We start from the raw sequence: 25,565 nt of genomic DNA on the forward strand, positions 1-25,565 counted from the left end.
TCAACTACTGCATGAACGATAATAACGACAATGCTGTACAAGCAGACGATACCGACGCTATCGTCGACCAGGACGATAAGGCCGGGAAAAACATTGTCTCTCCGGCTAAGATTCCGGAAATAGGCGGTGCTCCGGGGCTTGAGCCGACTCGTTATGGCGACTGGGAGAAAAACGGTCGCTGCATCGATTTTTAAAAAAACGCTAGCGTTTCGCGGTTTTTGTTTTATGAAAAACTGATTATTTTTACCGGTCGGTCCATTGGGTATTCCTGTCGAATAGCGATAAGCATTCATCCGTGTTGTGGATTGACCTTAACATTAAGGGAATTACAGACAATGAATAAAAACAGGCCTTTGTCTCCCCACCTGCAAGTCTACCGCTTGCCATTGACCGGTTTGATTTCGATTACCCACCGTATGACCGGTGTTCTATTGTCCCTTGGGCTACTCTTGTTTTCCTATATGCTGTCGATGCTCTCGAGCGGCGAGCCCGCTTATCGATCCTTGCAGACCCTAATCGACAGGCCGTTGATCCAAGTGGTTTTCTGGGGCTTCGTCTACGCTTTGTTTTTCCATTTATGCCACGGCATACGCCATCTAATATGGGATTGCGGCTCAAGTTTCGAGCGGGATACGATGAACGGCTATGCCGTGCTGGAATTACTGGCGTCTATCGCCCTGACCGCCGCGATTTTTTTCATTTTCTGACAGGAACGATCATGCACTATAAAACCCCGTTGGCGAAGGCTCAAGGCCTTGGCTCGGCTAAAGCTGGCAGCAGTCATTGGTGGCTGCAGCGGGTTACGGCCGTTGCCTTGGTTCCATTAAGCTTTTGGCAATTGAAGTTAATGAGCCTGATGTTTGCCGCATCCTATCATGATACCGTCGCTTGGCTTTCGATACCGTTGAATACCGCTGGTATCGTGGCTTGGTTAGTGGCGGTTTTTTATCATGCCGCATTGGGCGTTCAGGTAGTCATAGAGGATTATGTCTCGACCGAATGGTTGAAGATCGTTTCGGTGTGGTTGTGCAAGCTTGTTTTCATGTTCGTCGGCTTGTTTGCATTGATTGCCGTTTTTCGCACCATTTCAGCAGGGTAGCTTATGTCTTCAGCGTATAAAATCATCGAACACAAGCATGATGTCGTGGTGGTGGGAGCCGGTGGGGCCGGGCTGCGGGCGACCTTCGGCATGGTCGAAAAAGGTCTGAAGACCGCCTGTATCACCAAGGTTTTTCCGACCCGCAGCCATACCGTGGCGGCCCAGGGAGGAATTAGCGCCGCATTGGGCAACATGGGCGAAGACGATTGGCGGTTTCATATGTACGATACAGTAAAAGGTTCGGATTGGTTGGGCGATCAGGACGCGATCGAATATATGTGTCGCGAGGCGATACCGGCGATCATCGAATTGGAGCACTATGGCGTGCCTTTTTCGCGGACGCCGGAGGGAAAAATTTATCAGCGTGCTTTCGGCGGTATGTCAACGCATTACGGCAAGGGTCTGGCGCAAAGAACCTGTGCCGCGGCGGACGTGACCGGTCACGCCATACTGCATACCTTATACCAGCAAGCCTTGAAGCATAACGCCGAATTTTTCATCGAATACATCGCCTTGGATTTGATCATGGACGGCGGCGAATGCCTCGGCGTGTTGGCCTGGTGCCTGGATGACGGTTCCCTGCATCTTTTCCGCGGTCACCAAACGGTATTGGCGACCGGCGGCTATGGCCGCAGTTATTTTTCCTGCACGTCGGCCCATACCGTCACCGGCGACGGTAACGCCATGGTGTTGCGGGCCGGTTTGCCGCTGCAGGACATGGAGTTCGTTCAATTTCATCCGACCGGTATCTACGGGGCCGGTTGTTTGATTACCGAGGGCGTTCGCGGCGAAGGCGGTTACCTGACCAATTCCGAGGGTGAACGCTTCATGGAACGCTACGCGCCGACCGCGAAAGACTTGGCGTCCAGGGATGTCGTCAGCCGGGCCATCACTATCGAAATCAACGAGGGCAGGGGCGTCGGACCATTGAAAGACCACGCCTATCTACATATCGAACATCTCGATCCGGCCATCATCTACGAAAGACTGCCGGGCATCGCGGAAACATCACGTATTTTCGCCGGCGTGGATGTCACCAAGGAACCGATTCCGATTTTGCCGACCGTGCATTACAACATGGGCGGTATCCCGACCAATTATAAGGCGGAAGTCGTTTGTCCGAAAAACGGCGACCCCGATGCAGTGGTCCCCGGCCTGATGGCCATCGGCGAGGCGGCTTGCGTCTCGGTGCATGGCGCTAACCGGCTGGGATCCAATTCTTTGCTCGATTTGGTCGTGTTCGGGCGCTCCGCGGCGATTCGCTGCGCCGAATTGGTCAAGCCCGGCATGGCGCATAAACCATTGCCGGAGGATGCCTGTGAGCAAGCGCTGGAACGCTTCGACAAGATCCGGCATGGCAACGGCAGCCGGCCTACGGCCGACATACGGTTGGATATGCAAAAAGTCATGCAAAGCAAGGCGGCTGTGTTCCGTACCGGCGAAACCCTGGCCAAGGGCGTCGAAGAAATGAATCAGGTAGCCGAGAGTTTTGCGGAGGTCAAAGTCAGCGACAAATCCTTGATCTGGAACACCGATCTAGTGGAAACGCTGGAGCTGGACAATTTGCTCGGTCAGGCCTCGGTGACCCTCAATGCCGCCCATAATCGCACCGAAAGCCGTGGCGGCCATGCCCGGGAGGACTTTCCCTACCGCGATGACGAAAATTGGCTGAAGCATACCTTGACCTGGCGAGAAAACGGCCAAGTAAGAATCGATTATCGTCCGGTGCATATGTACACATTAACCGATGAAGTGGATGTCATTCCGCCGAAAGAGAGGGTTTACTGATGGTCGAATTTGCCTTGCCGAAAAACTCCCGGTTGAAGAAAGGAAAAACTTTCGAGGCGCCGGCAGGCGCAACACATGTCAGGCGGTTTGAAATTTACCGCTGGAATCCCGATTCCGGCGAGAATCCCCGCATCGATGTCTATGAAATCGACATGGACAGCTGCGGACCGATGGTGCTGGATGCGATCTTGAAAATCAAGAACGAGATCGACAGCACCTTGTCGCTTCGCCGTTCTTGCCGAGAAGGGGTTTGCGGTTCCTGCGCGATGAATATCAACGGTCGAAACACGCTGGCCTGTACCAAGGCGATAAGCGATTACTCCGGCACCGTGAAGATTTTTCCGCTACCTCATATGGCGGTGGTCAAGGATTTGGTCGCCGACATGACCAATTTCTTCGCCCAATATGCCTCGATCAAACCGTGGATCGAAACCCAAACCCCGCCGCCGGCCGACCGCGAGCGCCTGCAAAGCCGGGAAGAGCGGGCCAAATTGGATGGTCTGTATGAATGCATTCTATGCGCCTGTTGTTCGACCAGTTGCCCGAGTTATTGGTGGAACAGCGAGCGTTATCTGGGACCGGCCGTGTTATTGCAAGCCTACCGTTGGCTGGCCGACAGTCGCGACGAAAATACCGGCTCCCGTCTCGACGAATTGGAAGACCCTTTCAAATTGTATCGTTGCCATACCATTATGAATTGTACCGATACTTGTCCGAAGGGTCTGAATCCGGCCAAGGCCATCGCCGAGATTAAGAAAATGTTGATCCAAAGGCAGGAAGGTTAGACGTCAGGCGATGGGAGAAAAGCCGCCGTGTCGCAATGGTTAGCCAATGGAGGAGCTGAAGACACTGAAATGGCGCTGCCGGCGGGGAACTTTGGAGCTTGATATCCTGTTGCTGCGTTATTTGGAGCGCTGTTATTCCAAGGCAGATGGCGCTGAGCGGTCTGCGTTTTTGCGGTTATTGTCGCTGGAAGACAGCGAACTCTTGCATTATTTGTTGGGGAATGCGGTGCCTAAAGCGGAAGGGCTTGCGCTCCTGGTGCAAAAAATCAGATGTCTTGATTGAAAAAGTGTAGGAGCGCCGCCCCGGCGCGGACTGGGTAAATAAGCGCTCCTACCGACGATGATTTCAAACAATTCTTACATATACCCAATCAACACGTCCGCAAACTCGCTGCATTTGACTTCCTTGGCGTTATCCATCAGCCGGGCGAAGTCGTAGGTAACCTGTCTGCTGCCGATGGCGGCATCCATGGCGGCGATAATTTTGTCGGCCGCTTCGGTCCAACCGAGGTAACGCAGCATCATTTCGCCGGACAGAATCAACGACCCCGGATTGACCTTGTCCAGGTTGGCGTATTTCGGCGCCGTGCCGTGTGTGGCCTCGAATACCGCCGCGCCGGTTTGATAATTGATATTGCCGCCCGGCGCGATGCCGATACCGCCGACCTGGGCGGCCAAGGCGTCGGACAAATAATCCCCGTTCAAGTTCATGGTCGCGATGACATCGAATTCGTTGGGACGGGTTAGAACCTGTTGCAGGGTAATGTCGGCTATCGCGTCCTTGATCAAGATGCGTCCCGCCGCCATCGCATTTGCTTGTTCCTGATTGGCCGCCTGTTCGCCGGATGTCGCCTTGGTCCGCTCCCATTGATCCCAGGTATAAGTCTGTTCGGGGAATTCCCGTTCCGCCAAGGCATAGGCCCAATTGCGAAACGCGCCCTCGGTGAATTTCATGATGTTGCCTTTATGCACAATCGTCACGCTTTTGCGTTGATTGGCCAGCGCATATTCGATGGCCGATCTGACCAGGCGCTCGGTGCCTTCCCGTGACACCGGTTTGATGCCAATGCCGGAAGTATCGGGAAAACGTATTTTTTTGTAGCGCTCAGGAAAATTTTCTTGCAATAAATTAAGTAAACGAGCCGTTTCCTCGGCGCCTTGCTCGAATTCAACGCCGGCATAGATGTCTTCGGTGTTTTCCCGAAATATGACCATATCGACAGCAGCCGGATTTTTGACCGGGGAAGGAACGCCTTTGAACCAGCGTACCGGTCGCAAACATACATAAAGGTCCAGCATTTGCCGAAGCGCGACATTCAACGAACGGATGCCGCCGCCGATTGGCGTGGTCAAAGGCCCTTTGATCGATACTTTGTACTGGCGACAAGCCTCCACGGTCTCGTCCGGTAACCAAGTATTGAACAAGTTATTAGCTTTTTCGCCGGCATAGATTTCCAGCCATTGGATTTGTTTGCGCTCTTGATAAGCGGCTTTGACCGCAGCATCGAGCACGAGGACGGTGGCTCGCCAAATGTCGGGACCGGTGCCGTCGCCTTCGATAAATGGAATGATTGGGAAATCAGGCACTTGCAGTTGACCATGGGTCATCGTGATGGGACTGCCGTTGGTGGGAGGAGTTATCGTTGCCATAATGTTTTCCTGTCAATGAAGGGGGTTATGTCACTAGCCAGGGTCTGGAATAGCGGTGATCGGGTTGATTAAATCATAGCAAAATATCGGTTGCCACTGTTTCGCTATTGCCAACCCCTGTGAAATGCTTTATTTAGGAATTAGCGTTACTGAAAAGGGTTGAAACTGGTATCATGACTGGCATTTAAATAAGCAATAGGAGACTTGAATGCACAACGTCACGTTGATCAAAGGTGATGGAATCGGACCTTCCATTATGGAAGCGGCAGTTAAAGTAATCGACGCGACGGGCGCCCAAATTCAGTGGCACGAAGCGGAAGCTGGTATGGGGGCTTTCGAAAAATACGGTACGCCTTTGCCTGATGCAACGATGGAATCCTTTGACAAAACACGTGTCGCTTTCAAAGGCCCTTTAACGACCCAGGTCGGTAGTGGTTTCAGAAGCATTAATGTCGAACTGCGCCAACGTTACGAGTTGTATGCCAATGTCCGTCCTGCAAAAAGTTGGCCGGGTGTCAAGACCCGCTTCGAGGATGTCGATATCGTCATAGTCCGGGAAAACACCGAAGGACTGTATGCCGGCTTGGAGCATTATCTGACGCCGAAAAAAGACATCGCCGAAAGTTTGGCCGTGATTACCCGCGAAGGGTCGCAACGGGTGATTGAATATGCCTTCCAATATGCGCGTGACAATGGCCGCTCGAAGGTGACGGTCTGTCACAAGGCCAATATATTGAAATACTCCCAAGGTTTGTTTCTGGATGTGGCCCGTGAAATAGCAAAGAACTATCCGGACATCGAATTCGATGAAAAAATTATCGATGCGGCCTGCATGCATATGGTCATGAATCCTCAGCAATTCGACGTGGTGGTGTGCACCAATATGTTCGGCGACATCTTGTCCGATCTGACGGCCGGTCTGGTGGGCGGATTGGGCCTCATTCCCGGCGCCAACATCGGTAAAGATGCGGCGTTGTTCGAAGCCGTCCACGGCAGCGCGCCCGATATCGCCGGCAAGAATCTGGCTAACCCTACAGCGGTCATGATGGCCGGCGTGATGATGCTGAAATATTTGGGTGAGGATGCCGCGGCAACGCGTATGCAGAGTGCGATCGAAAAGGTTATTAACGAAGGGCAAAATGTGACGCCGGACTTGAATCCAGCTTCGAAGGCGGGCACGGTCGAGATGGCGCAGGCGATCATTGACGCGATGGAATAAACGCTGAAGCTGTTCAATTGATGGACAGGCTCGACTGTTCAGGGAAGGACGATTTCCTGATCGGGTGAAACGCCGAATTCCTCGAAAAGTTTGGCCAAGAGTTTTTTCTCCTCCTGCATCACCCTCTCTTGTAGCCCAAAAGGATAATGAGTGGTGCAGGCGGCGGCGATATCCATGCAATATTTCAATATCGTTTGCCGATTGCTGGAGTTTTTGCTCAGGAATAAAGCTTTTAGTTCCCGGATAAGGCGTGGGTCCGGTTTGCGGTGGGCGAAGCGATCGAGAAAGTCATTGGCGTCGGCGACGGAAATGATGGCCGATTCGCTTAGTTGATCTATGTTGGCAATGTGTTCGATGACGAATTTATAAAGCAGTTTAAGTTCGCCTTCCTGGTTCATACCGTCCGCCCATAACATCTCGATCAGAGGAATCAAGTCCAGGAAATAAAAGTCGGCGTCTTTCAAATCGAATTCGTTTTTCAATTGCTCGAAGGTGTTTTGCATAATCATGCTCATGGCATCGTTTATTCAACTTCTATAGAGTATAGATGGATTTGCCGGAGATGATGGCGCCGTTACGCCGTAAATTCCCGGACCTTGCAAACGAATAGTTTTCAGTTTCTTTATTTGGTTAGAATTATATGATTTTGCGCCGGTAATGCCTGACCGGGCATGGCTAAAATGCTTAAGCCGGCGGTTTTTTACACGACAGGATTGACAATGCTAGAACAATATCGAAAACACGTTGCGGAACGTGCGGCCGAAGGCGTGGTACCCAAGCCTTTGAATGCCGAGCAGGTGGCTGAGCTGGTAGAACTGATAAAGCAACCGCCAGCCGGTGAAGAAGAATTTATTCTCGATTTACTGACCAATAGGGTTCCCGCCGGTGTCGACGAAGCGGCTTATGTGAAAGCCGGCTTTTTGGCCGCCATTGCCAAAGGCGAGGCGCAATCGCCTATTCTTAACCCGGAACGCGCGACCGAATTGCTCGGCACCATGTTGGGCGGTTATAACATCGCTCCGTTGATCGAGATACTGGACAATCCAAGCCTGGCGCCGATCGCGGTTAAGGGTTTGTCGCATACCTTGTTGGTGTTCGATGCCTTCTACGATGTCAAGGAAAAAGCCGATGCCGGCAATGCTTTCGCCCAACAGATCATCCAATCCTGGGCCGAGGCAGAATGGTTTACCAGCAAGCCGCAAGTGCCGGAGAAGCTGACCGTCACGGTTTTCAAAGTCACCGGCGAAACCAATACCGACGATTTGTCGCCGGCACCGGATGCCTGGTCAAGGCCCGATATTCCGCTGCACGCCAAGGCCATGTTGAAAATGCCGCGCGAAGGCATTACTAATGCCGAGCAGCAAATACAGGAATTGAAACAAAAGGGGTTTCCGGTCGCCTATGTCGGCGATGTGGTCGGTACGGGTTCGTCGCGTAAATCCGCCACCAATTCCGTCCTATGGCATATGGGCGACGATATTCCTTACATTCCCAACAAGCGCGCCGGTGGCGTCTGCATCGGCGGCAAGATTGCGCCGATTTTTTTCAACACGATGGAAGATTCCGGTGCCATGCCGATCGAGTGCGACGTCACCAGCATGGAGATGGGCGACATCATCGATATTTATCCCTATGATGGAGTTATCAGGAACCATGAAACCGGCGATACGATTTGCGAGTTTTCACTGAAAACCGATGTCATTCTCGACGAAGTCCGTGCCGGGGGGCGAATTCCATTGATCATAGGCCGCGGTTTGACCGATCGCGCCCGCAAGGCGTTGAATCTGGAAGCTTCAACCGTCTTCCGCCGACCGCAACCGGCCGCCGACAGCGGCAAGGGCTTTACCCTGGCGCAAAAAATTGTCGGCAAGGCGTGTGGCGTCAAAGGGGTGCGTCCGGGAACCTATTGCGAGCCGCACATGACCACGGTCGGCTCGCAGGACACCACCGGACCGATGACGCGCGACGAGCTGAAAGATTTGGCTTGTCTGGGTTTTTCCGCCGACCTGGTGATGCAGTCGTTCTGCCATACCGCTGCCTACCCGAAACCTGTCGATGTCGAAATGCAGCACACCTTGCCGGATTTCATCATGAACCGGGGCGGCGTGTCGCTGCGCCCTGGCGACGGCATTATCCATTCCTGGCTCAATCGCATGCTGTTGCCGGACACCGTCGGTACCGGCGCGGATTCGCATACTCGCTTCCCGATTGGCATATCCTTTCCGGCCGGTTCCGGGCTGGTGGCCTTTGCTGCCGCTACCGGCGTAATGCCGCTGGATATGCCTGAATCGGTATTGGTGCGTTTCAAGGGTGAAATGCAACCCGGCGTTACCTTACGCGATTTGGTCAATGCCATTCCTTATGCCGCTATCCAAAAAGGATTGCTGACGGTGGAGAAGAAAGGCAAGAAGAATGTTTTCTCCGGACGCATTCTGGAAATCGAGGGCTTGCCCGAACTGAAAGTCGAACAAGCGTTCGAATTGTCCGACGCCTCGGCGGAACGTTCCGCAGCCGGTTGTACGATACGCCTCGATGAAGCCCCGATTCGCGAATATTTGAATTCCAACATCACCCTGTTGAAATGGATGATTGCTGAAGGTTACGGCGACGCCAGGACGCTGCAACGCCGTATCAAGGCGATGGAAGATTGGTTGGCGAATCCGGTGTTGCTGGAGCCCGATGCCGATGCCGACTATTTCGAAGTCATCGAGATCGATATGTCCGAAATCAAGGAACCGTTGTTGGCTTGCCCGAACGATCCGGACGACGTCAAAACCTTGTCCGATGTTGCCGGCACCCCTATCGACGAAGTCTTCATCGGTTCCTGCATGACCAATGTCGGCCATTTCCGCGCCGCCGGCAAATTGCTGCAGCAACAGCAAGGCGAGTTGCCGACCCGGTTATGGATGTCGCCGCCGACAAAGATGGACCAAAACCAGTTGACTGAGGAAGGCTATTTCAGTACTTTCGGCAAGGCTGGCGCGCGCATGGAAATGCCGGGTTGTTCGTTGTGCATGGGCAATCAGGCCCGGGTTGCTGACAATGCCACGGTGGTTTCGACGTCGACGCGTAACTTCCCCAACCGGCTCGGCACGGGAGCTAATGTTTATCTGGCTTCGGCCGAGCTGGCGGCGGTTTGCTCCATTTTGGGCAAAATACCGACAGCCGAGGAATATAAACAGTATGCCGGCATTATCGATCAATCCAAGGAAGACACTTACCGATATCTGAATTTCGATCAGATCGACAGTTATCAGAAGAAAGCCGAGCAGGTGGCGGAAGAGGCTTGATCATCTTGATAACCCAGCATTTACATATGTAGTGCCTTTGATTTATGCTGCTGAATTGGAAGGAATAATTATGCCGAATTCAGCTTTGTATTGTTATATAACGATGGTGTCATGTTAAGGCTGGGCTAAGATGATCGAACGATTAGCGCAAAAGGATCTGTAAATCAAATACCCCCAAGGACGGGGGATGGTTTTTATCATGAAGTTTTATCTCATGCCGTTATGGCTGTTGCAACTTTGGAAGTCTTCTCACAGATTCATGCTTGCCGACCTTGAGTAATGTTCAATAAAAATTTCTTGCAAACTAACTCCAATGGATGGGTGCAAAAAAAACTGGATTTAACTCATCGATACAATCAGTTGGTTGCGGAAAAGCGTTTTCGCTACGATTCCGCGCAAGTCAAGGTCTTGCACTTGCTACAAAATCTTCTGGACAAAGTCGTTTTGTTGGAAAAATGCCAACAACGAGGGTTTGCTAGCAGATTCATACGAAAAACTTCGGTTATTTCCTGCAAACACTTATATATTTTCGGCGATGTCGGTCATGGCAAGTCGATGTTGATGGACCTGTTTTTTGCCACCTGCCCGGTCAAGCAAAAACGGCGGGTTCACTTCCACGACTTCATGCAGGAAGTTCATGCTTTTATTCATCACTGGAAACAGGAACGCCGGGGTGATCAAATTCCCGCGCTGGCCCGCAAGATCCGTGCTTCGACGATGCTGCTGTGTTTCGATGAATTTCATGTCACCGACATCGCCGATGCCATGATCATGGAGCGACTGTTCCGCACCTTATTCGAGCAAGGCGTCATCGTCGTCATGACCTCGAACCGGCATCCTTCTGACCTTTATCGTGGCGGATTGCTGCAGGAGCAGTTTCTACCCTTTGTCAATCTGCTGCTGGACAGGTCGCATGTGGTTGAATTAACCGGTAATGTCGACTATCGTTTCATACGTTCGGAAGCCGAAGACAAACGTTATCATTTCCCTCTGAATCAAGCGGCGGAAGAGTTTGTGCAGCAGAAATTTTTTCGCCATAGTCGGGCAACGGCATTGTTACCCGGAAGGATAGAGGTATTCGGCAGGGAAATCGCCTTGACCGCGGTGCACGGTAAAATTATGCTGACGACATTCGATGAACTTTGTAAACAACCGCTTGGAGCGGCTGATTATTTGCGCATCGCAAAACGCTTCGATGTCGTCATCATGGCAGGGATTCCTCGTTTGGCGCCGGATTCCTGTGACGAAGCGAGACGCTTTGAAATTTTTATTGACGCCCTGTACGAATATAAAGTGAAATTTATTTGCAGCGCCGAAGCGCATCCGCGCGAAATCTACAAAGAAGGTGAGGGCGCGTTCGAATTTAAGCGCACCGTATCCAGGTTGATGGAGATGCAATCCGACGATTATCGATCATGAGTGATTCAATAAGATAATTCATTAGCGTATGGATTGCTCATACTACTGACATATCGAGTCAATAATTTTCACCCGACTGTTATCAAATGGAGAATTGTTTGTGATAGAAAACTTGGTCAGACACCACAATATCAAATCGATAGTCGGTAATATCATGACGGTACAGCTTGCCGGCATGGGAGAGTTACAAGAAATAACGCCACGTTTCGGTGACTTGGCGAAAATCGACGACGATAACGGCAGTCAATCCCTGGCTCAGGTCATTCAAATCCGCGGTAACGAGATTGCGCTACAGGTTTTCTCCGGCGCCCAGGGCATTTCCACCAACGCCTCGGTGAGATTTCTCGGCCACTCGATGCGCGTCACCTATTCCAACAATATTCTCGGCCGTATTTTCAACGGTGTCGGTGAACCCATGGATGGCGGTTCGTCATTGCAGCCGGATCCCAAGGTGTCGATCGAAAGCGCCTCGGTCAACCCGATGAAACGGGTGTTGGCGTCGAAAATGATTCGCACCAACGTGCCGATGATCGACCTGTTCAATTGTTTGGTGGAAAGCCAGAAAATCCCGATTTTTTCCATTTCCGGCGAACCTTATAATGCTTTTCTGGCCCGTATCGGCATCCAGGCGGATGCCGATATCGTCGTCTTCGCCGGGTTAGGATTGATCTTCGACGATTTTCATTTCTTTCGTTCCCAATTCGAAGAGGCCGGCGTGTTCGCTCGTACCGTAATGTTCGCCAATTTGGCCTCCGATCCGATCGTGGAAAGACTGTTGGTGCCGGACATGGCCTTGACGGTAGCCGAACGTTTCGCCGTCGAGGAGGGCAAACGCGTGCTGGTGCTGATGACCGATATGACCGCATATGCCGATGCGATGAAGGAAGTCGGCGTATCGATGGAACATGTGCCTTCCAACCGCGGTTATATGGGGGATTTGTATTCGCAATTGGCCAAGCGTTACGAAAAAGCGTGTGATTATAGCGGCGCCGGCTCGGTCACGATCCTGTCGGTGACGACGATGCCCGGCAACGACGTAACCCATCCTGTGCCCGACAACACCGGCTACATCACGGAAGGGCAGTTTTATCTACACGATAAGATGCTCGACCCGTTCGGCTCCCTGTCGCGGCTGAAACAACATGTGATCGGCAAGGTAACGCGCGAAGACCACTCCCAGGTCATGAACACGATGATTCGTTTTTATTCGGGTGCGAACGAGGCCGAACAAAAGCAAGCAATGGCGTTCGAATTGTCCGACTTCGATCTGAAATTGCTTAAATTCGGCCGTTTGTTCCGCAAGCGTTTCATGGACATCAATGTCTCGATTAGTCTCGAAGAGGCGCTTGATGTAAGTTGGCAAACCTTGGCCGAGTGTTTCGACGAAAACGAATTATTGATGAAACAAGCCTTGATCGATAAATATTTTCCGCGCCATGAGTAGACTGCAATACAGTAAGGCGGCCCTGCATAAGCAAAGTGCCCAGCTCAAACGCTTTCGCCAGTATTTGCCGTCGCTGGATCTGAAGCGGCAGCAGTTAATCGCCGAAAAAGCCAAGGCGATGAAACAACTGCGCGATACCGAGCGACAAATCGAGGCGGGCATGAAGTTTGTCAGCGACAGTCTGCCGATGTTGGCTGATTTCTCCATTCAGCTGGAACAGCTGGTCACGGTCGACAATGTTCGGGTCGAGACGGAGAATCTGGTCGGTGTCGAGGTTCCTCGCCTCGTCGCGGTGGAGATGAGCGAGCAACCCTATTCGTTTTTTTGCAAACCGCATTGGGTCGACATGGCCGTGCGCAAACTGAAAGCAATGCTGGAATTGCGTATCCGCTATGAGGTGGAAAAGAAGAGGTTGGAATTGCTCGAATTGGCGGTCAAGAAAGTCACCCAACGGGTCAACCTGTTCGATAAGATTTTGATTCCCCGCGCCGAGCGTAATATTCGCAAGATCCGGATTTTTCTGTCCGACACCGAACGGGCGGCGGTGGTTCGCGCCAAGATCACCAAACAGAAAAGACTCAAGGCAGCGTCATGGCCATCGTAACGCTCAAAAAAATGACCCTCTGCGGCTTACTAGAGGAAAAGTCGCAAGTCCTTGAACGGCTGCAGCGTTTGGGGAACGCCCATTTGATTCCGCTGACCGAATTACCGGTTTCGACGGAAGCGGCTTCGCATCAGATTACCGAGAAGGCGGTGTCCGCGTTGAAATACCTGATGCAATGCCGCAATAAACGGCATCAGGTGCAGAGTGCCGAAGAATTCAAGTTGGAAGAAGTCGTCGAACAGGTCCAGATGGTGCAAGCGGAATGCCGGCGGCTTGCCGATCGCCGCGACTTTCTGCTCAAGCGGATCGCCGAAGTCGAACCGTGGGGCGATTTTAAGTTATCGGAGTTGGCCGAACTCGGACAAATCCGCTTATGGTTCTATATCGTGCCGAAACGACTGATGAACAAACTGGACAATGAGCTGGTTTATCAGGTCGTGCACCGCGACAACATCAATTGCTATGTCGTTGTGTTGTCGGAACGGGAGCCGGAGTCCACGGCCGTGCCGGTTCCCAGGACCCATACCGGCAAGGTGCCGTTATCGCAATTGAAAAAACAATTGGAGTATACCGAGCTGCAATTGGAGGATATCCAGGCCGAGCGGGAATCGTTGACCCGTTGGATCACCCAGATTTCGAAGAGTCTGGTCAAGAACCAAGACCAAGCCGATTTGCAGGTCGCGCACACGATCACGTTGGACAGCGATCCCGTTTTCGTGGTCCAGGCCTGGATTGCGGCGGACGACGAGGAGCGCTTCATGCGTTTTGCCAACAGCCAGCATATCGCCGTTGAGATCTGCGATCCCGAACCCGAAGACAGGCCGCCCACGTTATTGGCGAACCAGGAAAATCTGGCCGGCGGCGAGGACGTCATCGGTTTTTATCAAACGCCGGCCTATCATGACTGGGATCCGTCGGTCGTGGTGTTTTTTTCCTTTTCCTTGTTCTTCGCTATGATTTTATCGGATGCCGGCTATGCTGCAGTATTCGCTATATTGCTGGCTCTGAAATGGCGCAAGATGGGACGTAGCCATAAGGGACGCAGGTTACGGATGTTGGCGGCGGTGACGATTGTTTTTTCCTTGGTCTGGGGCATGCTGACCGGCAGCTATTTCGGCCAGGCGCCAGCGGAGAACGGTGTGCTGGCGATGTTCAAGGTGCTCGATTTAAACGATTTCGACAGCATGATGCGTCTGTCCATCGCCGTCGGGACGGTTCATATCGCGTTCGCGAACCTAGTCAGAGCCTATCAAAAAAGGCACAGTCTCACGATGCTGGGACCACTGGGCTGGGTGCTGGTGGTCAGCGGCGGTTTTATCTATTGGCAGGCGATTTCCTTGGCGGATACAACCTTACGGCTGTGCGCTTCCGTCATGCTGGTACTTGGCGCCGTGTTGCTGTTGTTTTTCAATAGCGATAAAAAGATCAAACGTCCCTTGGATTTAGTATGGCGCTTGCTGGACGGCATCATGAGCCTGACCGGCGTGACCAAGATGTTCGGCGACGTCCTCAGTTACATGCGTTTGTTCGCTTTGGGTTTAGCCAGCGCGTCGTTGGCATTGACGTTCAACCAGTTGGCAATGCAGATTTATCACTCGGTTTCCGGGATCGGCTTGTTATTCAGTCTATTGATATTGCTGCTCGGACATAGCCTGAATCTGGTGTTATGCCTGATGAGCGGCGTTGTGCACGGTTTACGACTTAATTTTATCGAATTCTATAATTGGAGTGTTTCCGATGAGGGTTATCCGTTTAAATCATTTTCAAGAAAGGGAGATTGAGCATGGCTGATTTGGTGATTATTTTAGGGTGGATCGGCTTATACGCACCGATGGCGTTGGGAGCGGTCGGCAGTATCGTCGGCTGCGCCGTGTCAGGGCAGGCGGCGATAGGCGCCATGCTCGATACCGAAAGCGGATACGGCCGTTACGTCGGGGTTTCGGCCATGCCTTCCTCGCAGGTCATTTACGGTATCGTGATCATGTTCACATTGAACCGGCCGATAGATGTCGAGAATGCGGCGGGCATTTTTGCGATCGGCGTATTGGCGGGGCTGGCGTTGTTGTTCAGCGCGGTTTATCAGGGGCAATGTTGCGCGTCGGCCATTCATGCCGCGAAGGCAAAACCGGAAATTTTCGGTTTGTCGATCGCCCCGGCGGCGATCGTCGAAGGGTTCGCCGTATTTGCTTTTATCTTCGCGTTAGTGATTAGTGCAGGTATTCCACAGGCGGCGGTATGACGAATAAAGCACAAACAGTCGCTTCCTCTGGCGTGGAAGCGTTAATAGACAGATTAAGGAACGAAGGGGTTTCGGCCGGACAAAAAAAAGCCGAAAATATCGTGTTGGATGCGCAAAAAAGGGCCGAATGGCTCATTCAGGAAGCCGAGGAAGAGGCGCGGCAACTGACCGAAAAGGCCCGACAGGAAGCCGATGCGATTTTGGCGACCGGCAAGGACGCCCTGCAATTAGCGGCCCGCGATGCCCTGATCAAGCTGCGCGATACGCTATTGAACAGCTTCAGCCAGGAAGTGACCCGAGTGGTGGGACAACGGATGCAGGACCCGGCCTTTATCGATAAACTGATTCTGAGCTTGGCCGGCACGGTGCGGGAAAAGACCGGCATGGATAACAGCCAATCCGTCGTCATCCAATTGCCCGAGGACGTCATGGGCGTGGACGAACTGAAAAAAAATCCCGAGGAATTACAGCAAGGGACATTGTCGCATTATACCGCCTCGCTGGCCGCGGACATGCTGCGGGAAGGGGTGCGTTTCGAAGTCAGCGGCGATTTGAGCGGCGGCTTGTTTATACGCCTGGAAAACGAGGAAATGCAGATCGATTTCAGCGACAAAACCGTGGCCGCCCTATTGCTGGAACATATTCAGCCGCGTTTCAGGGCCTTGTTGCAAGGCATCGTCAAGTGATAAACGATCGATTCAAATACGCTATGTTGATGGCCAGTCTGCCGCCGCATAAACGCGATTTATTCGCCGCAAAGCAGACGCCGATTTCGCAAATTCAGCTGGAAAAGCGCTTGCGTTGGTTGGAACCGCAAGATGCCGAAGACTTGAATAAAATTCAGTCGTTGTTGTATTGGTCGAAAATGACCGAGGTTAGCGATGAGGACTATATCGCCGAAACCCTGGCCGAGTTGGAGCGTATTCATAACGATTTTTTCCGGCAGGTCATTTGCTGGCGGCTGGAATTGCGCACCCTGGTGGCGGCAATGCGGAAACGTCATCGGGGCATGGCAATGCCGCCGGAAAAAGCCGCCTTGGGTTTCGGCCGTTGGACGCTGTTTATCCGTAACAATTGGGAGCTACGCGGCTTCGGCATCGGCCGGCAATTGCCGTGGCTAGAGGAGGTCGAGTGCCTACTCAACGGCGGCGACAGCCTGGCACTGGAAAAGTTCTTGTTGAATCTGGTTTGGCAGCATTATGAACAGCAGGGCAACGGCCATTATTTCGATTTCGAGGCGGTCATCATTTATGTTTTACGCTGGGACGTGATCAATCGCTGGAATCTTTATCATGAGCGACAGGCGGTGGATCGGTTTTCGACGATTCTCGACGACCGTTTACAGGGTGTTCTTAACAGGTTTTGATCAATGAACAAAGAAAATCAGGCAAGTGCCAAAGTCATTGCCGTTCAGGATGATATCGTTTCGATCCAAATATTGCCGGGCAGTCATAAGCCGTTGATGAAAAATGAAGTGGTTTACATTCTGCCTTCGCGCAGCAGCGTGCAGCATCGGGAACGGTTGAAGGCCGAAGTGCTGAGGATACATGGCGATCGGGCCGATGCCCAGGTCTACGAAAGCACTTCCGGAGTCGCCGTCGGCGATTTAGTGGAACAGAGCGCGCAGATGTTGTCGGTGGAGCTGGGTCCCGGTCTGTTGGGACAGGTTTATGACGGCTTACAAAATCCGCTCGACCTGCTGGCGACCGAATTCGGTTATTTTCTGCCCAGGGGGGTCGATTTTCCGGCATTGGATAACAATGTCAAATGGGCTTTCACGCCGCTGGTCAAAAGCGGTGATCTGGTGACCGCCAGTAGCGTCGTCGGCACCGTGGTCGAACGGCGGTTCAGCCATAAGATCATGGTGCCATTCGACGTGCCAGGCAGTGCCGAGGTTACCTGGATTCAGGAAGGCAACGTCACGGTCAACGAGCCGGTGGCGGTGATTCGCCTGGAAAATGGCCAGCAGCGTAATATCTTTCTGAAGCAGAACTGGCCGGTTCGAATCCCCGTACCTAAATACCTGCTTCCCCGCAATATCGTCGAAAGGCAATATCCGGACCGGCCCTTGATTACCCATCTACGTTTGATCGATACGTTCTTTCCGATCGCGCAGGGTGGCACCGGTTGCATTCCCGGCCCGTTCGGTGCCGGTAAAACCGTGTTGCAGACCCTGATTTCGCGCAATTCCGATGTCGATATCGTTATCGTCGTCGCTTGCGGCGAGCGCGCCGGCGAGGTGGTCGAGACCATCAGCGAGTTTCCGCAATTGTCCGACCCCAAGGGCGGTGGTTCGTTGATGGACAGGACCATCATTATTTGCAATACCTCGTCGATGCCGGTCGCCGCCCGGGAAGCCTCGGTCTATACCGGCATCACGTTGGGCGAATATTACCGGCAAATGGGATTGAACGTATTGTTGCTGGCCGACTCGACCTCGCGCTGGGCGCAGGCGATGCGGGAAACATCGGGGCGTCTCGAGGAGATTCCCGGCGAAGAGGCGTTTCCGGCTTATCTGGATTCCTCCATCAAGGCCATTTACGAACGAGCGGGGCAGATCGTTACCGCGGACGGTTCCAGCGGCAGCCTAACCATGATCGGCACCGTTTCGCCGGCAGGCGGTAATTTCGAGGAGCCTGTTACCCAATCCACCCTGAATACCGTCAAGACCTTTTTAGGTTTGAGCGCCGATCGCGCCTATAAACGTTTCTATCCGGCGGTCGATCCGTTGATATCGTGGTCGCGCTATCTCGAACAGTTGCGGGACTGGTATAGCCGTGAACTGGAGCCGGATTGGACCGAGCGCGTGCAGGCCATGCTGGATTTGCTCAAGCGCGGCGACGATATCTATCAGATGATACAAGTGGCCGGCGAAGAAGGGATCACGCTGGACGATTATGTCACTTATCAGGAAGCACTTTTCGTCGACATGGTTTATTTGCAGCAGGATGCCTTTGACGATGTCGATGTCGCCGTACCGATTAAACGGCAGCAGGAAAATTTCAATCGCATCTATAAACTGGTCACGGCCGATTATCAATTCGAGAATCAAAATCAGGCCAGGGAATATTTCGTGCGCTTGACGGGGTTGTTCAAGAATCTGAATTATGCCAAATACAAAACGGCCGAATATCTGTCATTGGTGAGTAGAATCGACGAGTTGGCGGCGGGCGTCAAGAAATTCTAACCTGAAAATGGCTGGGCATTTTCGTTATAATAGCAAACGATATTTGTCTGGCTTTAGCTCGTCGCAATGACATTTCCAGCAGTCAGGCCCAAAATATCGTTCAGTTGGCAAACAAAATAAGGAATGTATTATGAAAATATTAACGAGTTCATTGATTAGCGGATTAATGATCATTGCTTCCCCGATGGTGTTGGCCGAATCCTATGAGGAGGATAAAGTCAAGGACATGGTCCTGGAGATGGACGACGATTTCGATAAAAAGGTTAATTTCAAGGAATATTACGAGGAAACGGTCACTGACAATGTCAGTTCATACGATGTCAATCGCGATGGCTATATCACGGAAGACGAAATCGAGCATGAATTGACCGAAGAGTTGATGGAAACGGTCAACGAAATGAACCGGCTCGGCGTGGGCGACCATGATGAGGATGTGACTGTCACTAACGCATTGATGTCCATGGATAAAAAAGCCAAAGATATCGTTAAGATGATGGATACCGACCACGATAATCTGGTCGAAAACGATGAAATCGAAGAATTTAGACATAAGCAATTCGATGCATTGGATAAAAACAAGGATGGCTTTTTGTCCGAAGCCGATACGGGAAAAAGATCCAAGCAAAAAGGTTGGCCGATTCGTCTAAGATAATTTAGAAGTATTTTTTAAGCTCCGGTATTTCTTCGCCATTATAGTGGGCACGAGCCGGAGCTATTCCAACGATTATCGGTTTTATTACGAAATGGCCAGTCGTTTTGGTTATGTTTAATTATTTGCCAGGTAGCGGTTGAGCGTTAATTCTCTTAATGGCAAAGGTATCGTTCTTTAACTCGCATTATCTGCCAATCATTCTCGAAATGGACTGGAATAGCCGATGATCCAGGAATATACATTTCTCGATAGAATGATTCCCTACCTTCAGCCCTTTGCCGAAATGCCATGTTAGCCTGGCTTGCCCCCATTAGGTCGCGATTTCGCCATGATTATCCTTCGTTATGTGAAAATTTGTAGGAGTTAGAATGATGAAAAGTTTTGTTTTGCGTTCCTCTTTTCTTATTCTATGCGCTGATGGCTAATCCCGCGTTTAATGAGCGTTTACTGTCTATACTGGCAAACATAAATTCTGCCTCCTGATTGGGAAATAAGCTTGAAACAACTATTACAACAGATCCTTGCCGCTAAACAGTTGCCTGAAGGAGTGGCCTGGAAACGTCATGAATTCAAGGTTAATAGCTTTATCGTCAGGAAAGGCGAAATTGGAAAATCGTTGTTTTATATTGAAAAAGGCACCTTGAGGGTAATTGGTGATGTTCAATTGGAAAAGCAAAAGCAAATCCATCCAGGCGTCTGTGATTTAAGCGGCGGTTCCATTTTTGGTGAAATTTGTCTGCACCATTCTCAATTACGCATGGCGACAGTCACCGCGGCAACCGATGCCGTCGTGCTGGAAATTGACGGGGAGGCTTTGAGCGCTTATCTGGATGACAATCCGATACAAGGTTATCTGTTTTATAAGCAACTTTTCGAAATCATGATCAACAGGTTGAACATGGCCAATCAACGAATCGAAAACTTGATGGCTTGGGGGCTAAAGGTGCATGAAATCGATAAATACTTATAGTTGGTAGTGCTGATTAAACGGTTATTTTCCGGATTGAAGGGAAACAAGGCTCGGGTCGAGCACAGCGAATGGATGCTTTTTGTGAGAGCTTGACTAAAAATAGGTCGAGAGGAAAGGGTGAGCTTGGAGTCGTCTGAAAAGCTAATAAAACAGACGTTCCATAAAACTCCAGGCCGACCGCTTCAGTTTGATTTATAGGTTTGCAGTTTGTTTAGAACGTGAGTCAATAGCGGATGTAGCCATTGCCGCCAGCAAAATTGGACAAAACTCTTACCAACATAGCGGAGTTTATCCCATAGCCTGCGTGCTTTCCCGCTGCCGATGCGGACTAACCAGGGTTCGACATATGTGCTCCATGGCGGGTAACGTACGCCGTTGGCATCGAGAAACACTTTTTCGAACGCCCACATTTCCAGGACAGACACTAGCCACATAAAGGCGAAGGCGATGGCCATGCCGGCGCCGGCGAAAATGACCAACCAAGCGAACATCGGGTGTAACTTGGTGAGCCACCAGGAAAGAATATCGACGAGCAGAAACAGATAAGGCATGCCGATGGCGAGGCATTTGTATTTGACCGTACTGGTTTCGGAAAAGCTGAATATCAGTCCGACGAACATAAAGATGAAGCTGATGCCGAATAAGTGGATATGCGAGACCCTGGTTAACGACGAAAAGGTCGCGCCTTCATCCTGCTCGGTGACGGCTGCTATCTCTTCGAACTTGGTGAAATCGGGAATGCCGCCGCCATTCTTGTTATGACACATGATGCAGCGGTTGGTGAAAATCTCCGCCACGCCGGATGAACGGTATTCGGACTCCTCGGCTCCATCTCTGATCCATTGAATAATGATGAAGCGCTCCTGTTCCGGAGCGTTATCCTTCATCGAGCCATTTAATTTCGTCTCCAACACGGTGCCGGATCGATTGCCGTAATAACTGTAAACGATGTCGTCTATGGATAAACCGAACTTGCCGTCGGCCATGCCGTGGGTGAATAGGATTTGAATCAGGGCGAAAAGATAACCGACCGCCACTGTCGTCAGATATCCGGTAAATAACACCTTAACAGGCGTATCAAGTTGTTTTAGCGATGAAAATTCACGTGCCATAACTTTTGTACAGAGTACGGATGTCAGAAGTTGAATAAAAGTTTAACCTGATGGCGTTGTATCTACTAATTAAAAATGGTGAATAACTTGTTTCTTGGTTTCATTGAAACGCCATTTGAACTGTTCGAAGGTTAAGTATTTATGGAATGAATTTTGCTTATGTCATTCAGTTTTGTTTGGGTTATTTATATTGATGGATACGAATCAAAAATTATTCCCTTGTTTTCAACCGATCATTAGCGTCGTCAACGGACGCATTGTGGGTTATGAAGCTTTGGCGCGACAACTCGATAATAAACAAAATATCGTTTCCGCCGGGACGTTGTTTTCTAAGGGCGAGATGGCGACGGAGCAATTACTGGAAATTGATCGGCGAGTACGTTGGTTGGCATTACAACAATTTTCCGCCAAACAAGCCCAATATTATTTGGCCTTGAATATCTCGGCGGCCTGGATCGATTATGTCATGGATATCAAAAAATTACCGACCCTGGAAATGTTGCAGCGACTTCGTATAGAACGCAGTCGAGTCATTATTGAAATTTCAGAAGCCGATGCGGATATCGATAAACTGAAGGAGGTTGTCACTATTTACCGGCGCAATGGCTTGACGGTTGCCGTCGATGATTTTGGCGCCGGCTTCTCCCAGTTGGAAAGAGTCATGGCCATTAGTCCCGACGTCATCAAAATCGATATGCGATTGTTTAAACAGGCGGCGAAAGGCGGAATCGCCAAAGAGGTCGTGCAATTGTTGACGCGTTTCGGGAATCGTTTGGGGACACAGATCGTCTGCGTCGGTGTGGAAACCGATGATGAGTTTATGTTCGGTCTGAATTGTGGCGCACAATTCATGCAAGGTTTTTTGTTTGCCGGCGCGGAAAAAGAGTTTAAGCGAGTCGGTCAATTTGAACAGCACATCATTACATTAAGAAAAAAATTCCTGAAACGACGACTGCCCGCCGATCAGCGCAAAATTGAACGGGACAACGCCGTTCATGAATTGGTGCATAAGCTGAAGGATGTATTGCAGGACGATTTCAACTTGAATGCCTTGGTAACCTGGGACTTCGAACGCTATGGGGTATTGCGGTTTTATTTATGTAACAGCGAAGGCGACCAAATTTCACCGGATTTTAACTTTAGTGGCGGAAAATGGACTAATGATCCCAAACACATTGGTTTCAATTGGTCTTGCCGGCCGTATTTTTATCAAATTCTTGCTTTGGAAAAATGCGGCCATTCCGATCAGGTGGTGACTTCGGAACGGTACAAGGATTTTGAGACCGGTCAACTTTGTCGAACACTTTCGCTCAGTCTGGATAGTGAAAGAATCTTGATGGTGGACATATTGGTCGATTGGGAGTGAGAGTTGCCTTGTCGGACTTGCATGACGCGGAAAACGAATCGGCAGACATATTGCTTGGCTAAAGGAAAAGATCGTTTGTTGGCGGTTAATCGAGGCGTCAATCAATTGTGGGGTTTAATAGCTCTATACTCATCGTTTGTGTAATTTCGGCGCAGGGGTGTCTATCAAAGGACGCCGTAAATCGATCCATGGAGGCTTTGCGACAGCATTCTTGCTGTCGAAACCTCTGCTAAACTCCCCTGTACCGCCTTGGATAAGTGCCGAAATTTGAAGTGCGAACGGTATAATTTAGTTTCGGGATTAAACGAATGGAAATTACTATCACTACGCCGGCCTTGTTGTTCCCTTCAATTTCGGTTTTATTTTTGGCCTATGCCAATCGCTATTTAGCCATTGCCAAAAGAATTCGGGAGTTACACGAGTTGTTCAATAAGACCCGGAGCAGTATGGCTAAAATGCAGGTTGAAAGCCTTAGGTTGCGAATTCGGTTGATTATTTTGATGCAGTTACTGGCGGTGACCGGATTATCAGCAGCGTTTTGACCATGACTTTAATTTTTGTCGGTATGCAATTACTGGCCAAATACGTTTTCTTGTGTAGTGTCGGTTTGATTGTGCTGTCGCTAATGGTGTCCATGTGGGAGTTATTGATTTCAACCCAGGCTCTTAATATCGAATTAGAGGATATGAAAGCGCAATGAAAAAATGGCTGATTTTTACCGATCTTGACGGCACGTTGCTGGATCATCGGGATTACAATTATGCGGAGGCGTTACCGGCGCTGGAAAAAATAACCGCGTTGCAGATCCCATTAATTATTAATTCCAGCAAGACCTCAGCCGAAATCGAGGCGATCAAGGCAAGGTTGCACAATAATGGTGCGTTCGCGGTCGAGAACGGGGCTGCGGTTTTTATTCCCGCCGAACTTAATTCAGAGAGCGATGGCGCCATTAACAGGGTGATCCTAGGGCGGCCAATATCGGATATTCTGAGTTTGACCCATGCCATACGCAATCGCTATGGTTTTTCCTTCAGGGGATTTTCCGACTTTAGCGTCGATGAAGTCATGCGGGAAACCGGTTTAACGGAAAAAGAAGCCAGACAAGCGAAACAGCGTCTGGCCAGCGAGCCGCTAAAATGGTATGACAGCGAAGAAAAACGTTTGTTGTTCGAGCATTTATTGAAAGAACAAGGTTTGCAATTGGTCAAAGGCGGGCGCTTTTGGCATGTCATGGGGCAAAACGACAAGGGAAAAGCAATGGCATGGTTATTGAATAAGTACCAGCAACAACAAACGCAAAAAATCATGACTATTGCGCTGGGCGACAGCCAAAACGATCTGCCAATGCTGGAGCAAGCCGATTATGCCGCGGTTATCCAAAGGACTGACGGAAGCTATCTGACGGTGAACAAAAAAGCGGATAGACTGGTCAGGTCGCGACATCCGGCCCCATTGGGGTGGCGGGAAGCAATAGAGCAATTGTTTAAAAAGCTGAAACTGGGAGAGATGAATGAGTGATTTTTTTCAAAATGGTTCGATCACGACGTTACACCGTCTGGATAAGAACCGTCTCGCTGAGATGGAGCAGGAGTTGTTGGGGTTTTCCAAGCATCGTCCGATGGCGCTGGTGCTTCCTTCATTGTTTTCCGAACTGAAAGGACCTGCTCTCTCCGGAATCATCAAGGAAATCAGCCAGGTTTCTTATTTAAATGAAGTCATCATCGGCCTGGATAATGCGGATGCGTCCGAATTTGCCTATGCCCGTGAATTTTTCAGCGAACTGCCGCAACATCACAGAATTCTATGGAACGATGGGCCGAGATTGCGAAAACTGAATGTGCAATTGATCGAAAAAGGCATCGCGCCGCAGGAATTGGGTAAGGGCAGAAATGTCTGGTATTGCTACGGATACGCCATTGCTTCGGGACGCTCCGAGGCGGTAGCCTTGCATGACTGCGATATTCTGACCTATGACCGCGAATTGTTGGCGCGTTTGTTCTACCCGGTCGCCAATCCGGCTTTCCATTACGAATTTTGCAAGGGGTATTACTATCGGGTGGCCGATCAGAAAATCAATGGCCGGGTGTGCCGGCTGCTGGTTACCCCGCTGCTCAGGTCGCTGAAGAAAGTGATCGGTCCCTGTGATTATTTGGACTACCTGGATAGTTTTCGCTACGCCTTGTCCGGTGAATTCGCCACCCGGATGGATACGATCAAGGAAATCCGCATCCCCAGCGATTGGGGGCTGGAAATCGGTGTGTTGTCGGAGATGTACCGCAATCAATCGCGCAAGCATATTTGCCAAGTGGAAATCGCCGATGCTTATGACCATAAACATCAGCAATTATCGCCCAAGGATATCAATACCGGCTTATCCAAGATGAGTATCGATATCGCTAAGGCGATTTTTCGCAAACTGGCGACGGAAGGGGTGGTCCTGAGCAAGGAAACCTTCAGGACGTTGAAAGCGACCTATTACCGTGAAGCGCTCGATGCGGTGGAGGCGTATTACAGCGATGCCTGCATTAACGGCTTGAAGCTCGACCGCCACCTGGAGGAACAAACCGTCGAACTGTTTACTCAGCACGTCATCCGGGCCGGCGATGCATTCATGGATCGCCCCAGCGAAACCCCGTTTATTCCAAGCTGGAACCGAGTTGTCAGTGCCATACCCGATATTCTGGATCGGCTGCGCGATGCTGTCGAGGAAGACAACGCGTGAACAGTGTTGAGATAGGCCC

General features: G+C 50.8%; 24 protein-coding genes and 1 pseudogene. 22 read left to right on the forward strand and 3 right to left on the reverse strand.

What is annotated here, in order from left to right:
* The first annotated feature begins 11 nt into the window (after positions 1 to 11).
* The 6 genes from EP25_RS23720 to EP25_RS0101245 all read left to right on the forward strand — a co-directional run bounded on the left by EP25_RS23720 (position 12) and on the right by EP25_RS0101245 (position 3,955).
* Positions 12 to 194: a DUF1674 domain-containing protein gene (locus tag EP25_RS23720; RefSeq protein ID WP_036300089.1), complete on the forward strand. Its 183-nt coding sequence runs from the start codon at positions 12 to 14 to the stop codon at positions 192 to 194.
* 141 nt (positions 195 to 335) lie between these two features.
* Positions 336 to 707, forward strand: a complete 372-nt coding sequence (sdhC, locus tag EP25_RS0101225) for a succinate dehydrogenase, cytochrome b556 subunit (protein WP_031432224.1) — start codon at positions 336 to 338, stop codon at positions 705 to 707.
* An 11-nt stretch (positions 708 to 718) separates the two neighbouring features.
* Positions 719 to 1,099 carry a succinate dehydrogenase, hydrophobic membrane anchor protein gene (gene sdhD / locus EP25_RS0101230; protein ID WP_031432225.1) on the forward strand — a complete coding sequence of 127 codons (381 nt, stop codon included), beginning with the start codon at positions 719 to 721 and terminating at the stop codon, positions 1,097 to 1,099.
* 3 nt (positions 1,100 to 1,102) lie between these two features.
* A complete protein-coding gene (sdhA, locus tag EP25_RS0101235; RefSeq protein WP_031432226.1) occupies positions 1,103 to 2,887 on the forward strand; it encodes a succinate dehydrogenase flavoprotein subunit in 1,785 nt (594 codons plus the stop codon).
* Positions 2,887 to 3,672, forward strand: a complete 786-nt coding sequence (locus EP25_RS0101240; protein ID WP_031432227.1) for a succinate dehydrogenase iron-sulfur subunit — start codon at positions 2,887 to 2,889, stop codon at positions 3,670 to 3,672. Before sdhA ends, EP25_RS0101240 begins: the two co-directional genes overlap by 1 nt.
* 46 nt (positions 3,673 to 3,718) lie before the next feature.
* Positions 3,719 to 3,955 (forward strand): FAD assembly factor SdhE, encoded by a 237-nt coding sequence (locus tag EP25_RS0101245; RefSeq protein ID WP_031432228.1) that lies wholly within the window; start codon positions 3,719 to 3,721, stop codon positions 3,953 to 3,955.
* A gap of 74 nt (positions 3,956 to 4,029) precedes the next feature.
* Here the strand turns inward: EP25_RS0101245 and icd are convergent, their stop codons facing one another.
* Positions 4,030 to 5,322 (reverse strand): NADP-dependent isocitrate dehydrogenase, encoded by a 1,293-nt coding sequence (gene icd / locus EP25_RS0101250; protein WP_031432229.1) that lies wholly within the window; start codon positions 5,320 to 5,322, stop codon positions 4,030 to 4,032.
* A gap of 208 nt (positions 5,323 to 5,530) precedes the next feature.
* Here icd and EP25_RS0101255 point away from each other — a divergent pair, with 208 nt between their 5' ends.
* Positions 5,531 to 6,541 (forward strand): isocitrate/isopropylmalate dehydrogenase family protein, encoded by a 1,011-nt coding sequence (locus tag EP25_RS0101255; RefSeq protein WP_031432230.1) that lies wholly within the window; start codon positions 5,531 to 5,533, stop codon positions 6,539 to 6,541.
* A 38-nt stretch (positions 6,542 to 6,579) separates the two neighbouring features.
* Here the strand turns inward: EP25_RS0101255 and EP25_RS0101260 are convergent, their stop codons facing one another.
* Entirely contained in the window at positions 6,580 to 7,056 is a 477-nt protein-coding gene (locus EP25_RS0101260; protein ID WP_051906315.1) for a hypothetical protein, read from the reverse strand.
* Positions 7,057 to 7,260: 204 nt separating this feature from the next.
* Between EP25_RS0101260 and acnB the strand changes: the two genes are divergently transcribed.
* The 11 genes from acnB to EP25_RS0101320 all read left to right on the forward strand — a co-directional run bounded on the left by acnB (position 7,261) and on the right by EP25_RS0101320 (position 20,346).
* A complete protein-coding gene (gene acnB, locus EP25_RS0101265) occupies positions 7,261 to 9,831 on the forward strand; it encodes a bifunctional aconitate hydratase 2/2-methylisocitrate dehydratase (RefSeq protein WP_031432232.1) in 2,571 nt (856 codons plus the stop codon).
* A gap of 321 nt (positions 9,832 to 10,152) precedes the next feature.
* A complete protein-coding gene (gene zapE, locus EP25_RS0101275) occupies positions 10,153 to 11,250 on the forward strand; it encodes a cell division protein ZapE (RefSeq protein ID WP_235185798.1) in 1,098 nt (365 codons plus the stop codon).
* 100 nt (positions 11,251 to 11,350) lie between these two features.
* Complete coding sequence (locus EP25_RS0101280; RefSeq protein WP_031432234.1) at positions 11,351 to 12,694, forward strand: V-type ATP synthase subunit B; 1,344 nt, start codon at positions 11,351 to 11,353, stop codon at positions 12,692 to 12,694.
* Positions 12,687 to 13,298 carry a V-type ATP synthase subunit D gene (locus tag EP25_RS0101285; RefSeq protein WP_031432235.1) on the forward strand — a complete coding sequence of 204 codons (612 nt, stop codon included), beginning with the start codon at positions 12,687 to 12,689 and terminating at the stop codon, positions 13,296 to 13,298. Before EP25_RS0101280 ends, EP25_RS0101285 begins: the two co-directional genes overlap by 8 nt.
* A complete protein-coding gene (locus EP25_RS0101290; RefSeq protein WP_031432236.1) occupies positions 13,286 to 15,079 on the forward strand; it encodes a V-type ATP synthase subunit I in 1,794 nt (597 codons plus the stop codon). Before EP25_RS0101285 ends, EP25_RS0101290 begins: the two co-directional genes overlap by 13 nt.
* A gap of 2 nt (positions 15,080 to 15,081) precedes the next feature.
* Positions 15,082 to 15,537 carry an ATP synthase subunit C gene (locus EP25_RS0101295; protein WP_031432237.1) on the forward strand — a complete coding sequence of 152 codons (456 nt, stop codon included), beginning with the start codon at positions 15,082 to 15,084 and terminating at the stop codon, positions 15,535 to 15,537.
* Entirely contained in the window at positions 15,534 to 16,223 is a 690-nt protein-coding gene (locus EP25_RS0101300; protein ID WP_031432238.1) for an ATP synthase subunit A, read from the forward strand. Before EP25_RS0101295 ends, EP25_RS0101300 begins: the two co-directional genes overlap by 4 nt.
* Positions 16,220 to 16,903, forward strand: a complete 684-nt coding sequence (locus EP25_RS0101305) for a DUF2764 family protein (RefSeq protein WP_051906316.1) — start codon at positions 16,220 to 16,222, stop codon at positions 16,901 to 16,903. Before EP25_RS0101300 ends, EP25_RS0101305 begins: the two co-directional genes overlap by 4 nt.
* A 3-nt stretch (positions 16,904 to 16,906) precedes the next feature.
* Positions 16,907 to 18,724 (forward strand): V-type ATP synthase subunit A, encoded by a 1,818-nt coding sequence (locus EP25_RS0101310; RefSeq protein WP_031432240.1) that lies wholly within the window; start codon positions 16,907 to 16,909, stop codon positions 18,722 to 18,724.
* A gap of 130 nt (positions 18,725 to 18,854) precedes the next feature.
* Positions 18,855 to 19,376 carry an EF-hand domain-containing protein gene (locus tag EP25_RS0101315; RefSeq protein ID WP_152555572.1) on the forward strand — a complete coding sequence of 174 codons (522 nt, stop codon included), beginning with the start codon at positions 18,855 to 18,857 and terminating at the stop codon, positions 19,374 to 19,376.
* A 496-nt stretch (positions 19,377 to 19,872) separates the two neighbouring features.
* Positions 19,873 to 20,346: a Crp/Fnr family transcriptional regulator gene (locus EP25_RS0101320; RefSeq protein ID WP_031432242.1), complete on the forward strand. Its 474-nt coding sequence runs from the start codon at positions 19,873 to 19,875 to the stop codon at positions 20,344 to 20,346.
* Positions 20,347 to 20,528: 182 nt separating this feature from the next.
* On the opposite strand, the gene EP25_RS0101325 is transcribed toward EP25_RS0101320, so the two are convergent.
* A complete protein-coding gene (locus tag EP25_RS0101325; protein WP_051906317.1) occupies positions 20,529 to 21,458 on the reverse strand; it encodes a hypothetical protein in 930 nt (309 codons plus the stop codon).
* Between the two features lie 193 nt (positions 21,459 to 21,651).
* Between EP25_RS0101325 and EP25_RS0101330 the strand changes: the two genes are divergently transcribed.
* The 4 genes and pseudogenes from EP25_RS0101330 (at position 21,652) to EP25_RS0101345 (ending at position 25,546) form a co-directional block, all read left to right on the forward strand.
* A complete protein-coding gene (locus tag EP25_RS0101330; protein WP_031432244.1) occupies positions 21,652 to 22,824 on the forward strand; it encodes an EAL domain-containing protein in 1,173 nt (390 codons plus the stop codon).
* A gap of 308 nt (positions 22,825 to 23,132) precedes the next feature.
* Positions 23,133 to 23,524 (forward strand): annotated as a pseudogene (locus EP25_RS24115) (DUF2721 domain-containing protein).
* Complete coding sequence (locus tag EP25_RS0101340) at positions 23,521 to 24,342, forward strand: HAD-IIB family hydrolase (protein ID WP_036300096.1); 822 nt, start codon at positions 23,521 to 23,523, stop codon at positions 24,340 to 24,342. The pseudogene EP25_RS24115 and the gene EP25_RS0101340 overlap by 4 nt, the downstream one beginning before the upstream one ends.
* Positions 24,335 to 25,546: a glycosyltransferase family protein gene (locus EP25_RS0101345; protein ID WP_031432246.1), complete on the forward strand. Its 1,212-nt coding sequence runs from the start codon at positions 24,335 to 24,337 to the stop codon at positions 25,544 to 25,546. The genes EP25_RS0101340 and EP25_RS0101345 overlap by 8 nt, the downstream gene beginning before the upstream one ends.
* Positions 25,547 to 25,565 lie beyond the last annotated feature (19 nt).

The sequence above is a fragment of the Methylomarinum vadi genome (assembly GCF_000733935.1).
GTDB classification, from domain to species: Bacteria; Pseudomonadota; Gammaproteobacteria; order Methylococcales; family Methylomonadaceae; genus Methylomarinum; species Methylomarinum vadi.

Coding starts and splice junctions, on each gene's coding strand:
- EP25_RS23720 (WP_036300089.1), top strand. CDS start 12: ATGAACGATAATAACGACAATGCTGTACAAGCAGACGATACCGACGCT.
- sdhA (WP_031432226.1), top strand. CDS start 1,103: ATGTCTTCAGCGTATAAAATCATCGAACACAAGCATGATGTCGTGGTG.
- EP25_RS0101310 (WP_031432240.1), top strand. CDS start 16,907: ATGAACAAAGAAAATCAGGCAAGTGCCAAAGTCATTGCCGTTCAGGAT.
- EP25_RS0101295 (WP_031432237.1), top strand. CDS start 15,082: ATGGCTGATTTGGTGATTATTTTAGGGTGGATCGGCTTATACGCACCG.
- EP25_RS0101330 (WP_031432244.1), top strand. CDS start 21,652: ATGGATACGAATCAAAAATTATTCCCTTGTTTTCAACCGATCATTAGC.
- EP25_RS0101285 (WP_031432235.1), top strand. CDS start 12,687: ATGAGTAGACTGCAATACAGTAAGGCGGCCCTGCATAAGCAAAGTGCC.
- EP25_RS0101325 (WP_051906317.1), bottom strand. CDS start 21,458: ATGGCACGTGAATTTTCATCGCTAAAACAACTTGATACGCCTGTTAAG.
- EP25_RS0101340 (WP_036300096.1), top strand. CDS start 23,521: ATGAAAAAATGGCTGATTTTTACCGATCTTGACGGCACGTTGCTGGAT.
- sdhC (WP_031432224.1), top strand. CDS start 336: ATGAATAAAAACAGGCCTTTGTCTCCCCACCTGCAAGTCTACCGCTTG.
- EP25_RS0101300 (WP_031432238.1), top strand. CDS start 15,534: ATGACGAATAAAGCACAAACAGTCGCTTCCTCTGGCGTGGAAGCGTTA.
- EP25_RS0101240 (WP_031432227.1), top strand. CDS start 2,887: ATGGTCGAATTTGCCTTGCCGAAAAACTCCCGGTTGAAGAAAGGAAAA.
- EP25_RS0101255 (WP_031432230.1), top strand. CDS start 5,531: ATGCACAACGTCACGTTGATCAAAGGTGATGGAATCGGACCTTCCATT.
- acnB (WP_031432232.1), top strand. CDS start 7,261: ATGCTAGAACAATATCGAAAACACGTTGCGGAACGTGCGGCCGAAGGC.
- EP25_RS0101260 (WP_051906315.1), bottom strand. CDS start 7,056: ATGAGCATGATTATGCAAAACACCTTCGAGCAATTGAAAAACGAATTC.
- EP25_RS0101245 (WP_031432228.1), top strand. CDS start 3,719: ATGGAGGAGCTGAAGACACTGAAATGGCGCTGCCGGCGGGGAACTTTG.
- EP25_RS0101290 (WP_031432236.1), top strand. CDS start 13,286: ATGGCCATCGTAACGCTCAAAAAAATGACCCTCTGCGGCTTACTAGAG.
- EP25_RS0101315 (WP_152555572.1), top strand. CDS start 18,855: ATGAAAATATTAACGAGTTCATTGATTAGCGGATTAATGATCATTGCT.
- sdhD (WP_031432225.1), top strand. CDS start 719: ATGCACTATAAAACCCCGTTGGCGAAGGCTCAAGGCCTTGGCTCGGCT.
- EP25_RS0101345 (WP_031432246.1), top strand. CDS start 24,335: ATGAGTGATTTTTTTCAAAATGGTTCGATCACGACGTTACACCGTCTG.
- icd (WP_031432229.1), bottom strand. CDS start 5,322: ATGGCAACGATAACTCCTCCCACCAACGGCAGTCCCATCACGATGACC.